At 64.4% G+C, this 13,644-nt stretch carries 13 protein-coding genes; 4 read left to right on the top strand and 9 right to left on the bottom strand.

Annotated features, from left to right (window positions below; translation table 11 throughout):
• Positions 1–11 precede the first annotated feature (11 nt).
• Positions 12–1,055, top strand: a complete 1,044-nt coding sequence (locus ABID26_RS21145) for a zinc-dependent alcohol dehydrogenase family protein (RefSeq protein WP_292344061.1) — start codon at positions 12–14, stop codon at positions 1,053–1,055.
• Between the two features lie 16 nt (positions 1,056–1,071).
• Here the strand turns inward: ABID26_RS21145 and ABID26_RS21140 are convergent, their stop codons facing one another.
• On the bottom strand, positions 1,072–1,935 hold the full coding sequence (locus ABID26_RS21140; RefSeq protein WP_292344156.1) for a DMT family transporter: 864 nt from the start codon (positions 1,933–1,935) through the stop codon (positions 1,072–1,074).
• 103 nt (positions 1,936–2,038) lie between these two features.
• Here ABID26_RS21140 and ABID26_RS21135 point away from each other — a divergent pair, with 103 nt between their 5' ends.
• Positions 2,039–3,463 carry an aminotransferase-like domain-containing protein gene (locus ABID26_RS21135; RefSeq protein WP_292344063.1) on the top strand — a complete coding sequence of 475 codons (1,425 nt, stop codon included), beginning with the start codon at positions 2,039–2,041 and terminating at the stop codon, positions 3,461–3,463.
• Positions 3,464–3,711: 248 nt separating this feature from the next.
• On the opposite strand, the gene ABID26_RS21130 is transcribed toward ABID26_RS21135, so the two are convergent.
• The 3 genes from ABID26_RS21130 to ABID26_RS21120 all read right to left on the bottom strand — a co-directional run bounded on the left by ABID26_RS21130 (position 3,712) and on the right by ABID26_RS21120 (position 6,152).
• Complete coding sequence (locus tag ABID26_RS21130; protein ID WP_127859867.1) at positions 3,712–4,209, bottom strand: MaoC family dehydratase; 498 nt, start codon at positions 4,207–4,209, stop codon at positions 3,712–3,714.
• Between the two features lie 151 nt (positions 4,210–4,360).
• Positions 4,361–4,789, bottom strand: coding sequence for a phasin family protein (locus tag ABID26_RS21125; RefSeq protein WP_292344065.1), 429 nt, complete (start codon positions 4,787–4,789; stop codon positions 4,361–4,363).
• Positions 4,790–4,856: 67 nt separating this feature from the next.
• Positions 4,857–6,152, bottom strand: a complete 1,296-nt coding sequence (locus tag ABID26_RS21120) for a DUF445 domain-containing protein (protein ID WP_292344066.1) — start codon at positions 6,150–6,152, stop codon at positions 4,857–4,859.
• Between the two features lie 211 nt (positions 6,153–6,363).
• On the opposite strand from ABID26_RS21120, the gene rirA reads away from it, so the two are divergent.
• Complete coding sequence (gene rirA, locus ABID26_RS21115) at positions 6,364–6,825, top strand: iron-responsive transcriptional regulator RirA (protein ID WP_126099695.1); 462 nt, start codon at positions 6,364–6,366, stop codon at positions 6,823–6,825.
• 282 nt (positions 6,826–7,107) lie between these two features.
• Here the strand turns inward: rirA and ABID26_RS21110 are convergent, their stop codons facing one another.
• Genes ABID26_RS21110 through hemP form a run of 5 tightly spaced genes read right to left on the bottom strand, consistent with a single transcriptional unit; the run spans position 7,108 to position 11,234 of the window.
• Positions 7,108–7,896, bottom strand: a complete 789-nt coding sequence (locus ABID26_RS21110) for a heme ABC transporter ATP-binding protein (RefSeq protein ID WP_292344069.1) — start codon at positions 7,894–7,896, stop codon at positions 7,108–7,110.
• Positions 7,897–7,903: 7 nt separating this feature from the next.
• Positions 7,904–9,004, bottom strand: coding sequence for a FecCD family ABC transporter permease (locus ABID26_RS21105; protein WP_126099692.1), 1,101 nt, complete (start codon positions 9,002–9,004; stop codon positions 7,904–7,906).
• A 6-nt stretch (positions 9,005–9,010) separates the two neighbouring features.
• The gene (locus tag ABID26_RS21100; RefSeq protein ID WP_126099691.1) at positions 9,011–9,904 is read right to left on the bottom strand and encodes a heme/hemin ABC transporter substrate-binding protein; all 894 of its coding nucleotides are present in this window, start codon (positions 9,902–9,904) and stop codon (positions 9,011–9,013) included.
• 11 nt (positions 9,905–9,915) lie between these two features.
• Positions 9,916–10,977: a hemin-degrading factor gene (locus ABID26_RS21095; protein ID WP_292344073.1), complete on the bottom strand. Its 1,062-nt coding sequence runs from the start codon at positions 10,975–10,977 to the stop codon at positions 9,916–9,918.
• A 50-nt stretch (positions 10,978–11,027) separates the two neighbouring features.
• Entirely contained in the window at positions 11,028–11,234 is a 207-nt protein-coding gene (gene hemP / locus ABID26_RS21090) for a hemin uptake protein HemP (RefSeq protein ID WP_292344075.1), read from the bottom strand.
• 200 nt (positions 11,235–11,434) lie between these two features.
• Here hemP and ABID26_RS21085 point away from each other — a divergent pair, with 200 nt between their 5' ends.
• Positions 11,435–13,642, top strand: a complete 2,208-nt coding sequence (locus tag ABID26_RS21085) for a TonB-dependent hemoglobin/transferrin/lactoferrin family receptor (protein ID WP_292344077.1) — start codon at positions 11,435–11,437, stop codon at positions 13,640–13,642.
• The last annotated feature ends 2 nt before the right edge of the window (positions 13,643–13,644 follow it).

The following is a 13,644-nucleotide window of genomic DNA, read 5'->3' as shown; positions in this document are numbered from 1 at the left end:
AAAGCGCTCCCATGAAAGCTGTAGTCTTCGAAAAATTCGGCGAGGCGCCGACCATCCAGACCGTGCCCGATCCGAAGCCCGCGACCGACGGCGTCGTCATCAAGGTCGAGGCGACCGGCCTCTGCCGCAGCGACTGGCATGGCTGGATGGGCCATGACGACGGCATCACGCTACCGCATGTTCCCGGCCACGAGCTGGCAGGCGTCGTTGTCGCCGCCGGCAAGCAGGTAAGCCGCTGGAAGGCCGGCGACCGCGTCACCGTGCCGTTCGCCGTCGGCTGCGGCCGCTGCTTCGAATGCACCTCCGGCAACCATCAGGTCTGCGAGCACCAGTCTCAGCCGGGCTTCACCGCCTGGGGCTCCTTCGCCGAATATGTCGGCATCGAGCACGCCGACACCAATCTCGTGCGCCTGCCCGATTCCATGGAATTCGCCACCGCCGCCAGCCTCGGCTGCCGTTTCGTCACCTCCTTCCGCGCCATCGTCGATCAGGGCCGGGTGACGCCCGGCGAATGGGTGGCGGTGCATGGCTGCGGCGGCGTCGGGCTGTCGGCGATCATGATCGCCAGCGCCATGGGCGCCAATGTCATCGCCATCGATCTCACGGACGAAAAGCTGGAGTTTGCCAAAAAGATTGGCGCGGTGGCGACCATCAACGCCTCGACGACGCCGAATGTGGTCAAGGCGGTCAAGCAGATCACCAATGGCGGCGCGCATATGTCGATGGACGCGCTCGGCCACCCGACCACCTCGTTCAACTCGATCGCCAATCTGCGCCGGCGCGGCCGCCACGTTCAGGTCGGTCTGATGCTGGGCGAGCACGCCCGCCCGCAGGTGCCGATGGACAAGGTGATCGCCTTCGAGCTCGAAATCCTGGGCAGCCACGGCATGCAGGCCTACCGCTATACCGCGATGATGGAAATGATCCGCACCGGCAAGCTGAAGCCTGAGCTTCTGGTCGGCAAGAGAATCAGCCTCGAGGAAGCGCCGGCCGCACTTATGGCGATGGGAGGATTCGAGGGCATCGGCATCGGCGTGGTGACGAAGTTCCAGTAGAAGCTGGCGCTGTCGCCTACCGCGCAAATTTCTTCGCCCCGAACACGCACGCCACCACGCCGAGCGTGACGATCACCATCAGCGGGCTGACCTGTTCGTGCAGCAGGCTCGCCGCGAGCGCCAGGCCGAAGAAAGGCTGCAAAAGCTGCAATTGCCCCACGGCCGCAATGCCACCTTGCGCCAGGCCGCGATACCAGAACACGAAGCCGATCAGCATGCTAAACAGCGAGACATAGGCGAGGCCGATCCATGCGCCGGAGCCGACGCTCGTGAAGGACGGCGGCAGCGTCGCAAAACTCAGCGCCAGCATGACCGGCAGCGACAGCGCCAGCGCCCAGCAGATCACTTGCCAGCCGCCAAGCTTGCGCGACAGCGCCGCCCCCTCGGCGTAGCCCAGCCCGCAGGCGATGATGGCGGCGAGCATCAAGCTGTCGCCGACCGGTGATGCGGTGACGCCTTGCGTCAGGGCAAAACCCGCGACGAGCACGCTGCCCAGGCACGAAAACAGCCAGAAGGCCGGGCGCGGACGGTCACCGCCGCGCAGTACGCCGAAGATCGCTGTCGCCAGCGGCAGCAGGCCGACAAAGATGATGGAATGCGCCGCGGCGACATGTTTGAGCGCCAACGCCGTCAGCAGCGGAAAGCCGACCACCACGCCCAGCGCAACGACAACCAGCGAAACCAGGTCCGCTCGCTCGGGGCGCTTCTCGCGGAACACGAGCAGCATCGCGATCCCGAGCAGGCCGGCGATGGCGGCTCGGGCCGCGGTCAGGAAGGTCGGGTCGAGATCCATCACCGCCACACGCGTCGCCGGCAGCGAGCCGCTGAAGATCAGCACCCCGATAAAGCCGTTGAGCCAGCCGCTCAGACCCTTATCCATCCATCTGCTCCGTTTGCGCTTCCGTACCGGCGCAGCGCATGGTGTCGCCAGAGACAATGGAGTACAATTCTGCAAAACTGTAATGGTCTTCAGGGGAGTACAGATGGACACGCCCGACCCGAATGCCGGCGGCGGAACGCTCGTCGAGACGGTCATGGCGGCAATCCGGCAGCGGATGGCCGCGCGTATCCTGACGCCAGGCGCCCGCCTGCCCTCGATCCGCGCCTTCGCTGGCACCATGCAGGTATCGAAGTCGACGGTGGTGGAGGCCTATGAACGGCTTGCCGCTGAAGGCACGATCCGCTCGCGGCCTGGATCAGGTTTCTTCGCCGCCGGCCCGCTCGCGCCGCTGTCGCTGTCCGAAATCGGTCCGCGGCTCGACCGCGCCGTCGATCCGCTGTGGGTCTCGCGGCAGTCGCTGGAAGCGGGCGAAGAGATGCTGAAACCGGGCTGCGGCTGGCTGCCGGCTTCATGGATGCCGCAGGCCGCCTTGCGCCGCTCCTTGCGCAGTGCCGCGCGCACCGACGACGCGACGCTTGCCGACTACGGCACGCCGCTCGGCCTGCCGGCGCTGCGGCAGCTTCTCGCCCGCCGCCTGTCGGCGCATGGCGTCGAGGCTTCGCCGGATCAGATCATGCTCACCGAATCCGGAACGCAGGCGATCGACCTTCTATGCCGTTTCCTGCTCGAGCCGGGCGACACCGTGCTGGTCGACGACCCCTGCTACTTCAATTTTCATGCGCTGCTGCGCGCCCACCGGGCAAAGGTCGTCGGTGTCCCTATGACGCCGTCGGGGCCTGATATCGACCTGTTCGCGCAGGCGCTCGCCGAGCACCGGCCGCGCCTCTACATCACCAATTCGGCGCTTCACAATCCGACCGGCGCGGTGCTTTCGCCGGTCGTTGCCCACAGGCTGCTGAAGCTCGCCGACCAATCCGATCTCGCCATCATCGAAGACGACATCTTTGCCGATTTCGAGCACACGCCGGCGCCGCGGCTGGCGGCCTTTGACGGGCTCGGCCGCGTCATCCAGATCGGTTCTTTTTCGAAGACGTTGTCAGCCTCGGTGAGGTGCGGCTTTGTCGCCGCGCCCCGCGACCGGATGGAAGGGCTGATCGACCTCAAGATCGCGACCACTTTCGGCGGCGGGCGCCTGTCCTCGGAATTGGTGCTGACCCTGCTCAAGGACGGCAGCTACCGCAAACATGTCGAGCAGTTGCGTGCCCGCCTGGCACGCGCCATGGCCGACACCGCCGGCAGGCTGAAGGCGATGGACATCGTGCCCTGGATCGACCAACCGAACGGCATGTTCCTGTGGTGCCGCCTGCCGGAAAACATCGATGCCGCCGATGTTGCCCGCCACGCGCTGGCCGACAATGTCGTGCTGGCGCCCGGCAACGCCTTCAGCCTGTCACATACCGCCGGCCGGTTCATGCGCTTCAATGTTGCCCAATGCGAGGATGAGCGCATCTTCAGGGTGCTCGAAAAGGCGACGGCGGCTTCCCGCCATAAAGCCGCATCAAAGTGATAAGAGATTACCAAACCGGAACCCCGGCGTTCCGCCGCCTTAGGAACTGGTGAGATTCAGGTCAGGCCGAGTCGAAAATGGTGGTTTCCGAGAACCGGCCTACGCCGGCCGTAGCCTTCATAGGGCGGAGACATTTATGAGGGCTTCGGCCGGCGAAGGCCGGAGCGGAGCGTACTTAATGTACGTGAGCACCGGAAGCGCAGGAAACTGCCATTTGCAGGCCGGCCTCACCTGAATATCAGCAGTTCCTAAGCGCCTGCCCGCTTGCGGCGCTCATACATCATCACCAGCGTCTCGGCGGTCAGCGCCGGCTTCTGCTCGCCTTCGATCTCGACGGTATTCGCCGCCTTCATCAGATATTGGCCGGGGCCGCGGTCTTCCATGGAAAGCAGCGTCGTGCGCAGCCTGATGCGCGCGCCGGACTTCACCGGCGCCAGGAAGCGCACCTTATCGAACCCATAATTGAAGGCGGCCTGCGTGTTTTCCGGCACGATGCCCATCTCCAGCGCCAGCGCGCCGATGATCGACAACGTCAGATAGCCATGCGCGATCGTGGTGCGGAACGGGCTCTGCCGTTTCGCCCGCTCGGGATCGACATGGATCCACTGATGGTCGCCCGTGCATTCGGCGAACTGGTCGATGCGCTGCTGGTCGACCGTCGTCCAGTCCGACACGCCGATCTCCTGGCCGGCCATTGTCCGCAACTGTTCGAAGGTCGGCGGCGTTCTCGGCCGATTTTCCGTCATTCCTGCTTTCCCGGTGGCTTCTGCCAGACTCCCGACCATGAACCGGCGGCTCCTGTCAATTCGCGGCCCCACGATTTCGCTCTAGGACGCGATTTCACTCTTAGAGTTGACGGTTTTACGGCAGGCAGAGAACGCGGAGCCGCGCGCCGGTTCAATTCCTGTCGTAGCCGGCGCGGATTTCCGCCATCGCGTCCTTGATCCTGTCACGCAGGATTTCGACCGATTCGGTGCCGGATTTCCGGACCAAGTCAGCGACCTCTCCGGCATTCTTCAGCGTTGTCTCGAAGGATCTCCTGGCGAATTCCACCTGCTTTGTCATCAACTCCTGCGGATTGCCCGGGGCTTGGTAGTTCTGCGCCATCCGGGTGATTTCACCGAGCGCCTCCTGCACCATCTCGTGCTGCCTCGACAGAACGGAGGACGCGCCGGCAGCACTCGCCCTGGCCGACTTTTCCAGAGCCTCGAGATTCTTGCGGTGATGATCGAGGATCGCCTGGAGGTCGACCTTCGGCAGCTTCAGGTCGCGGCCGAACCTGCTGAACATGTCCAGGAAAGAATCGGATTCCGGTTGTCTTGCCATGTCGTCGCCTCCCGATCCGCCGCTTTTGCGGCGCCCGCTAGGGAGAATAGTGCGCGCCCGGCCCGCGTCAATTGAGGAGAAACAGCCGCTCGGCCGTATAAAGCACCAAACCGGCCAGGCCGCCGATCACCATGCCGTTGAAGCGGATATATTGCAGGTCCTTGCCGATGTTCGCCTCGATCAGCCGCGTCAACTGAGCCAGGTCCCAGCGCTTGACCTGGTCGGCGATGAATTTGGACACACCGCTCTTCTGGCTCTCGACGAAGGAAGCGAGCGCCACGACGAAGCCTTGGTTCATGTCGGCCCTGATCTGCGCATCGTCGGCCAGATGCCGCCCGACCTCGACGAACATGTTGGCAAGGTGCTCGCGGATCATCGAATTCGGCGCGTTGGCGTCCTGCTCGATGAACAGGCGCAGGCTTGCCCACGTGTCGCCGGCCAGCGCCTGAACCTCCGGCCGGCCGAGGAAATCGCGCTTCAGCTTCTCGGCGCGCCTTGCATATTGCTTGGATGTCCTGAGCCGCTCGATGAAGGCGAGCGCGAAACGGTCGAATTCGGCGCGCATTGGATGATTGGGATCGGCCCGCACCTCATCGAGCAGTGACCCGGCGGAGGCGACGATCTTCTTCAATAGATAGGCGTCGGCGCGAAACAGGTTGAAGAGCGACGGCAGCTCCTCCCGGATCTTTTCGCGCATCGTCGCCAGCGCTTTCTCGTCGTTCAGGAAACGACCGACCACCCTGGTGAACTCGTCGAACAGCTTTTGATGGCGGCGGTCGTCGGTGAGCGCCGTCAACAGCTCCGCGGCCAAAGGTGCCAGCGGCACCCTTTCGACTTGCTCCAGCATGCGGCTGGTGACGAAGTCGCGCAGCCCGGACTGCTCCACCGCGGCAAGTGCCTGCGGCACCAGCCGGGCGACAAAGCGCGACAGGCCGGCGGCGCGTTCGGCGTCGGCCAGCCAGTCGGCGACCAAAGCGGCAAAGTCGACCTCTGCGAGTTTTTCCCGCACCGGCTCCGGCGCCAGGAAATTGGCCTCGATGAAGCGCCCGAGATTGTCGGCAATGCGGTGCTGGTTCTCCGGGATGATGGCGGTGTGCGGGATCGGCAGCCCGAGCGGCCGCCTGAACAGTGCAACGACGGCATACCAGTCGGCGAGGCCGCCTATGGTCGCCGCCTCGGCGAACGCGGCGACGAAGCCGAGCCATGGATAATTGCCCTCGAAAGACTTGGCGAGCGCGAAGACCAGGATGCATAGGGCAAGCGCCGCGGCGGCGATGAACTTGGTCCGCCGCAATGCTGAGAGCTTTGCCTGCGCATCGGCGTCGAATCGAACCGGCGCGAGCACCTGAGCTGATTGTGACATGGAACGCCGTTTCCTCTTTGCACCCGGACTTATTTAGTGCCCGCGCCGGCGAAACGCTCGCTCAAAGCGCATTGGGGCATATCGAGCCGCCCTGCGCGTCGGCATGCACAAAAAGTTGACACGTTTATTCAGCTATGTGGCGGTCCAGTCTGGAATTGTTCCAAACTATGGGCCATATTCGGCCCAAGCTAATGTTTTCGCGAGGACTACCATGCGGCTCACGCGCCAGACCAACTATGCGATGCGCATCCTGATGTATTGCGCCGCGAACACCGACAGGCTGAGCCGCATCCCTGAGATCGCCGCCGCCTATTCGGTTTCGGAGCTGTTCCTGTTCAAGATCCTGCAGCCGCTGGTCGAGGCCGGTCTGGTCGAAACCGTGCGCGGCAGGAACGGTGGCGTAAGGCTCGGCCGCCCGGCCGAGCAGATCAACCTGTTCGATGTCGTGCGCGTCACCGAAGAGAGCTTCGCCATGGCTGAATGTTTCGAGAACGACGCCGCCGAATGCCCGCTGGTCGACAGCTGCGCCTTGAATTCGGCGCTGCGCGAGGCACTCAACGCCTTCTTCGCCGTGCTGTCCCGCTACACGATCGCCGATCTCGTTGCCGCGCGCCCGAACGTGCGTCACCTGCTCGGTATCGACCTGCTGGAACAGCGCGCTCCGGCGGCTTGATCAAGCCCCGGCGGCTTGGTTCTCGAGGGGCGCCGCCGCCCATGACTTCGTCATTCTAGGGCGGAGCAAGGAGCGCAGCGACGCAGCGCAGACCCTAGAATCCATTCCGTGACGTTTCGGCCCCACAGCGACGCAGAACTAGCAGCAGCAGCGCCAGCACTCGTTCTGGATCGCTGCATTCTTCGGTCGATGTAACGGAATGGATCCTCGGGTCTCCGCGTCCGCTTCGCTCCCGCTCCACCCGTGGATGACCAAGGCGGGAAACCGTCATCGCCGCCAGGCCTAAGCCGCAGATTGCGGCAGCACGAACGGCATGTTTGCGGCCGGCAAGGCGCCGACTTTGAGGCGGCAGTCGAACACCTTCTCGATCAATTCGTCGTTCAGTACGTCCGTTGGTGAGCCGGCAGCCGCCAGCTGGCCGCCGTGCAGCACGAAAATCCGGTCGGCATACATCGCTGTCAGGTTGAGGTCGTGCAGGATCGCCACCACGCCGCCGCCGCGGCGGGCGAAATCGCGGGCGATGTTCATGATGATAAGCTGGTGCTTGACGTCGAGGCTGGAAACCGGTTCGTCGAGGAAGAGATAGCGCGGCCTGCCCTCCAGCACCGGCGCCCAGACCTGGCAGAGCACGCGCGCAAGCTGCACGCGCTGCTGCTCGCCTCCGGAAAGCTCCTGGTAGAAACGGCCGGCGAAGCCCTCGAGATCGACGCGCGCCAGTGCCCGCTCCGGCAGCCGCGCATCCTCGCCGGGCAGCACGCCGGAGCGGCCGCCGATCAGACCGAGGCGAACGATCTCGCGCACGGTGAACGGGAAGGACAACATGGTCGACTGCGGCAGCACGGCGCGAAGCGTCGCTGCATCCATCGGCTTCATCGCGGCAAGATCGCGACCGTTGAGGGTAACCGTGCCGCTATAGGAAAGCTCGCCCGTCAGCGCCTTGAGCAAGGTCGTCTTGCCGGATCCGTTCGGTCCGACGATTGCAGAGATCTCGCCCGGCAGCGCCGCGAAATCGACTTGCGACACGATGCGCTTGCCGCCGATCGCCACGGAGATGTCGCGCGCTTCAATCATGGACAGCTCACAAATCGACGACGCCGCGCTTGCGCAGCAGGATCCACAGGAAGAACGGCGCGCCGGCGACCGCCGTGACGATGCCGATCGGCAGTTCGGCCGGAGCGACGATGGTGCGGGCGACCGCGTCGGCGAGCAGCAGCAGCGAGGCACCGAGCAAGGCCGAGGCCGGCAAAAGATAGCGGTTGTCCGGACCGATCGCGAGGCGCAGCAGGTGCGGCACGACGATGCCGATGAAGCCGATGCCGCCGCTGACGGCGACCGACGCGCCGACCGCCGCCGAAACCCCGACGATGGCCGTGTATTTCAGGCGCTGCACCGGAATGCCGAGATGGCCCGCGGTCGCGTCCCCAAGCGCCAGCGCGTTGAGGCCGCGCGACAGGAAAGGCATCGTCGCCAGCGCCAGCACGATCACCGGTCCGACCGTGCCGATCTTCGGCCATGTCGCGCCGGCAAGCGAGCCGAGTTGCCAGAAGGTGAGGTCGCGCAATTGCCTGTCATCGGCCATGAAGATCAGAACGCCGGTCAGCGCCATGGCAAGGGCCGCGATCGCCAGGCCGGCGAGCAACATCGTGGCGACCGATGTCCGGCCCTGGCGCGTCGCGATGGCGTAAAGCAGCAACGTCACCGCCAGCCCGCCGAAGAAGGCCGCCAGCGGCAGGGCAAGCGTGCCGAGGGCGAACGTGACAGGCGCAAGCCAGGTCGTGCCGAGCACGATGATCGCCACCGCGCCGAGACTCGATCCGGCGGAGACGCCGATCAGGCCGGGATCGGCAAGCGGATTGCGGAACAGGCCCTGCATCACCGCGCCGGAAACGGCGAGCGCGGCGCCGATCAGCACGCCGAGCAGGACGCGCGGCATGCGGATGTCATAGACGATGAGCTGGTCGCGCGCCGCAAGCACGGCATCCGCCGGTACGGCTCCAGTGACCCAGTCGCGGATGACGCGGACGGCCGATGCGTCGGAAGCGCCCGCCGTCAGCGACAGGAAAACGGACAGCGCCAGCGCCACGCACAAGAGCGCGATGACAAACCTTGCGCGCGCCGAGCGGTCGCCATCGGCTGCCATCGCCCGGCTCGGCGCGCCTGCTATCGACTGTTCGGCCATCGCCGCTCAGTCCGCGACCTGATTGCCATAGAGCTCGACCGCAAGGTCGTGGATGGCTTCGGCGGTGCGCGGGCCGAAGCCGAGCAGATAGCCGCCCCACATGCTGACCATCTTGCGGTTCGTGCCCGCCGGTGCCGAAGCGACGGCCGGATTGGCAAACAGTTCCTCTTCCGAGATCGGCGGTCCGCCGCCCTTCATCGTCAGGATCACATCCGGCTTGGCGCTGACGATCGCCTCGTCCGTCATCCCCTTGTAGCCGGAAAAACCCTCGACCGCGTTGACCGCGCCGGCAAGCTTGATGATGCCGTCGGCCGCGGTGTCGTTGCCCGCGGCAAGGATCTTGCCGCCTTGCGTCGACAGCACGAACAGCACGCGCTTGCGCTCCTTGATCGCAGCCGTCTGCTTTTCCGCCGCCGTCAGCTTCGCATCCGTCTCCGCGGCAAGCTTCTCCGCTTTGGCCTCGACCCCCAGCGCCTTGCCGACGATGCGGATCTTCTCGAGGATGCCCTCGTGATTGTAATGGTCCGGCACCTCGATGAAAGGCACGCTCGACTTCTTCAGCACGTCCACCGCTTCCTTCGGGCCGCTGCCATGCAGCACAAGGATTCCGGTTGGATTGACCGACAGGACGCCTTCCGGCGACAGCGCGCGCATGTAACCGACATCCGGCAGCTTCGCCGCCGCCTCGGGATAGTTGCTGGTCGAATCGCGCGCCACGAGACGGCCTTCCTCGCCGAGCGCATAGACGATCTCGGTGATCGAGCCGCCTATGGAGGCGATTCGCGAGGTGTCCGAAAAAACGGTCGTGCCTTCTTCCGCCCTGGCTGTCTGCATGGCCACGGCAAGCATAACGCCAAGCATCGGCGCAAGCGCCGGGCGGAAACGGAAAACAACACGCATTGGGCCTTGCCTCATGCAGCGGTCGGGTTGGGAATGCGGGGCAGGTTCTCGGCGAGGAAACGCCAGTCTTCCCGCTCGCCCTCGCCTTCACGGCGCTTGCCGAAGAACTGGATGATCATGCCGCCCTTGGCGTCATAGGCCTCGAGCGAGGTGACATGGCCGTCCTTGGTCGGCTTGCGCACCGCCCAGACTTCATGGATCTGGTCGGTCCTGACATGCAGGTGGAAGGTCTCGTCCAGCACGTTGATCCACGGCCCCATCGGCTTCACCGATTTGATCGGGCCCGAATGAATCTGGATGCAGCCGCGGTTTCCCACGAAGCACATGATCGGCATCTCGCCTGCCGCAGCGTGGTGGAACATGGCGTTGACGGCATCGTTGTCGAGCAGCCAGGCGTAGTCCTGCCCGACCATGCGCATCGCCTCGCGGCGACTGAGCTTCAGCGTCTTCAGCATGCCGAAGAACTGATGCACGTCGGTCATCCGGCTCCAGCGGTCGCGCAGATCGTCGATGCTGGCAACCGAACCCTGGTTCTCCCCCTCGCCTTCCGGCGCGTTTGAGGCGATTGCGACAGTCGGTTCCTGGTTCGACGATTCGAGGCTCGCCACCAGCTTCTGGTACGCATAGAGGTTTGACGCGGGCCTCAGATGCACCTTGTGCATCGCCTCGCCAGCTACATCGAAGAACTGCAGGCTGCGGCGGATGTCGCCGCCGTCCCGCTTCTCGACCGCAAAGCCGTGCGCCCACACCTTCGGAAAGATGCGCAGGTCGATGTTCTCGCCGAGCACCATGGCATTGTGGTTGCCGGTGACGACCTTGTCGTAAACGCCGATCTTCTCGTGCACGGCGCTCTCGTTGCGGGTCAGCGCCATCACCTCGCCAACCGCCTCGAGGCCGGTCAGCAGATCGTTGACGCGTGGCTCGACGCGCACGGCGCCTTGCCCGCAATGCGCCGCGACCAGCTCCGCTTCCGAAATGCCGAGTTGGGCTGCGACATCGCGCTCGCGCAGCTTCGGATTGTCTTCCCGTGCACGCCGGATCTCTTCCGGCGACGGCTTCACGCGCTGGTCCATGTCGTCCACCTGCCCACTTTTGTCTGCGCTATTCCGCTTGCAGATCGTGCTTACTTGTTGAGGATCAGCTTGCCCTGGCGGGTGATCTTCAGCCGGTAGAGCGCGCCATGGTGCTCGATGCCGATCTCGTGCTCGCCCTGGAAGAGCGTGTTGCTGGAGAGCGTCCTCACCGCCATCGGCACGCGCTCGAAGCGCGCAGGCGTGTCATCTGAACGGCGGACGCGATAGCGGAAGTCGTTGGGATTGTACGTGTTCATCTCGTTCGGTCCTTTCCTGTGCCGGCCACCTGGCCGGGCGCCTCTTAAAATGCCGATTCAAATCTTGACTCGATTAATCATGTTTACTAGTCGTGCATTACCGGACTAAATGAGTCAACATTTAAGACGCCGGTCGTGATCAAAAAAGCGAGCGAGCGCCGCGCCAGCCAGCATCGAGCCTGAAAATCTGGAGTTGGGGCATGGGGTTGGTGAATTGGGGACGGATGGGCCTGGCGGATGCGGGGCCAGGCTTCCGATCGACGGTAAGCGGCATTGCCATATCGATGGCCGGAGCAGCGGCAATCACGCTCGGCGTGCCGGCCGCGAAAGCGCAACAGGCCGCGCAGCCGGCCACCGGCCAGCAGGCCGATCAAAAGAAGGACGATGAAAAGGGCGCGGCCGAAGGAACTCTGCTCGACAAGATCCTGGTCATCAGCCGCACCGGCGAGACGGCGATCCGGTCGCTGGCATCGGCCAGCCACGTCGACCAGGAGCAGCTCGAGCGCCGCATGGCGACGACGCCGAACGAGATGCTGCTCGGCGTTCCCGGTGTCACCGTGCAGGCCGACGCGCGGCGCGTCAGCTCCAGCATCAACATCCGCGGCCTGCAGGATTTCGGCCGCGTCGCGGTGATCGTCGACGGTGCCAGGCAGGATTTCCAGCGCTCCGACCATGGCACGCAGTCGACCTTCTATGTCGATCCCGAGCTCATCAAATCCGTCGACGTGATCCGCGGCCCGGTCGCCAACACTTACGGCTCCGGCGCCATCGGCGGCATCGTCTTCTTCGATACCAAGGACGCCGATGATTTCCTCAAGCCGGAGGAAAGCTGGGCTGCCTCCGTCACCGGGCGCTATGAAACCAACGGCAAGGGCTGGACCACCAGCGCCAGCGGCGCCTACCGCTTCAACGAGAATTGGGACGCGCTGGGCAACATCGTCTACCGCGACTACGGCGACTACAAGAACGGCGGCGGCGACACCGTCGCCGGCACCGGCTTCGACGTGCTGAGCGGCCTGCTCAAGACCACCATTCGTCCGAGCGAGAACAGCGAATTGAAGCTTGGCTGGGTCGGCTCCAGCGACAGTTGGACGGAGACGAGCGGCGGCGTGCCGGCCAACGATGTCGACCTCAAGTCGAACACCTTCACGGCCCGCTACAATATCACCGACGACGCCAGGAGCTGGCTCGACCTCCACATCAACGCTTCCTACAACAAGACAATTCTCGATCTGACGACGCTTGTCCCGCAGAACCGGTTCGATCCGACGACCGGCCTTCCTGTGGTGCTCCCGGCCGGCTCGCTGTCGACCTTCGATGTCGGTACGACCGGCATCGATATCTGGAACACATCGCGCTTCGAGACCGCCGGCATCGCGCATGAGCTGACCTATGGCGGCGACTGGGTCGGCGACGACGTCGAGACCGGCGGCGCGGCCGGCGGCGACAGCTTCTACACGCCGTCGGGCAAGCGCAACGTCTCCGGCGCCTACATCCAGGACAAGCTGACCTGGGAATGGCTCGAGGTCATCACCGGCCTACGCTACGACAGCTACAGTCTGGAGGACTCCGACCACGAGACATCGGGTGACCGGCTGTCGCCGCGCATCACCGTCGGCGTCTCGCCCTTTGAAAGCGCCGGCCTCGCAGGCCTGCAATTCTACGGCACCTATGCAGAAGGCTACCGCTCACCCTCGCTGAAGGAGACGCTGATCAGCGGCAATCACCCGGCCGGCGTCACCTTCCCGTTCCTGCCCAACCCCAATCTCAAGCCTGAAACCGGCAAGACCATCGAGTTCGGTATCAACTACAAGCAGAACGACATCTTCGATGCCGGCGACGCGCTGCGGCTCAAGGCCGCCTATTTCAACAACAATGTCGAGGACTACATCGACGGCGTCACGCTGTCGGCCTTCGACCCGACCAGCGGCTGCCCGTTCGGCCCGGGCATCCCGATCTGCTTCCAGTACCAGAACTTCGCCAAGGCCAAGATCAACGGCTTCGAACTGGAAAGCGTCTACGACGCCGGCTGGGGCTATGCCGGCCTCTCGGCCTCCATCATCAACGGCCACACCATCTCGTATGAAGGCGAGCGGGCCGACCTTGCCAGCATCCCCTCTTCCCAGGTGACGGCGCAGCTTGGCCTCCGCTTCCTCGAAGACAAGCTGACGGTCGGCGGCGAAGTTCAATATAATGGCAAGCCCAAGGGCAATCCGATCGCCAAGGATTATACGCTGGTCGATGCCTTTGCCAGCTACCAGGCGACCGACAATCTCAAGGTCGACTTCCGAGCCGACAATCTGTTCGACGTCAAATACACCAATCCGCTCAACGGAAGCTCGACCGCCGTCATCTATGAACCCGGCATCACGCTGAAGCTGGCGGCAACCATGCGCTTTGGAGGCTGAGA

Source organism: Mesorhizobium shonense, assembly GCF_040545255.1.
In the GTDB taxonomy this organism is placed as follows: Bacteria; Pseudomonadota; Alphaproteobacteria; order Rhizobiales; family Rhizobiaceae; genus Mesorhizobium; species Mesorhizobium shonense.
This window is presented reverse-complemented; position numbering and strand designations above follow the sequence as displayed.

Excerpts from the sequence above, each read along its gene's own strand:
- ABID26_RS21145 (WP_292344061.1), top strand. The coding sequence starts at position 12 with ATGAAAGCTGTAGTCTTCGAAAAATTCGGCGAGGCGCCGACCATCCAG.
- ABID26_RS21140 (WP_292344156.1), bottom strand. The coding sequence starts at position 1,935 with ATGGATAAGGGTCTGAGCGGCTGGCTCAACGGCTTTATCGGGGTGCTG.
- ABID26_RS21135 (WP_292344063.1), top strand. The coding sequence starts at position 2,039 with ATGGACACGCCCGACCCGAATGCCGGCGGCGGAACGCTCGTCGAGACG.
- ABID26_RS21130 (WP_127859867.1), bottom strand. The coding sequence starts at position 4,209 with ATGACGGAAAATCGGCCGAGAACGCCGCCGACCTTCGAACAGTTGCGG.
- ABID26_RS21125 (WP_292344065.1), bottom strand. The coding sequence starts at position 4,789 with ATGGCAAGACAACCGGAATCCGATTCTTTCCTGGACATGTTCAGCAGG.
- ABID26_RS21120 (WP_292344066.1), bottom strand. The coding sequence starts at position 6,152 with ATGTCACAATCAGCTCAGGTGCTCGCGCCGGTTCGATTCGACGCCGAT.
- rirA (WP_126099695.1), top strand. The coding sequence starts at position 6,364 with ATGCGGCTCACGCGCCAGACCAACTATGCGATGCGCATCCTGATGTAT.
- ABID26_RS21110 (WP_292344069.1), bottom strand. The coding sequence starts at position 7,896 with ATGATTGAAGCGCGCGACATCTCCGTGGCGATCGGCGGCAAGCGCATC.
- ABID26_RS21105 (WP_126099692.1), bottom strand. The coding sequence starts at position 9,004 with ATGGCCGAACAGTCGATAGCAGGCGCGCCGAGCCGGGCGATGGCAGCC.
- ABID26_RS21100 (WP_126099691.1), bottom strand. The coding sequence starts at position 9,904 with ATGCGTGTTGTTTTCCGTTTCCGCCCGGCGCTTGCGCCGATGCTTGGC.
- ABID26_RS21095 (WP_292344073.1), bottom strand. The coding sequence starts at position 10,977 with ATGGACCAGCGCGTGAAGCCGTCGCCGGAAGAGATCCGGCGTGCACGG.
- hemP (WP_292344075.1), bottom strand. The coding sequence starts at position 11,234 with ATGAACACGTACAATCCCAACGACTTCCGCTATCGCGTCCGCCGTTCA.
- ABID26_RS21085 (WP_292344077.1), top strand. The coding sequence starts at position 11,435 with ATGGGGTTGGTGAATTGGGGACGGATGGGCCTGGCGGATGCGGGGCCA.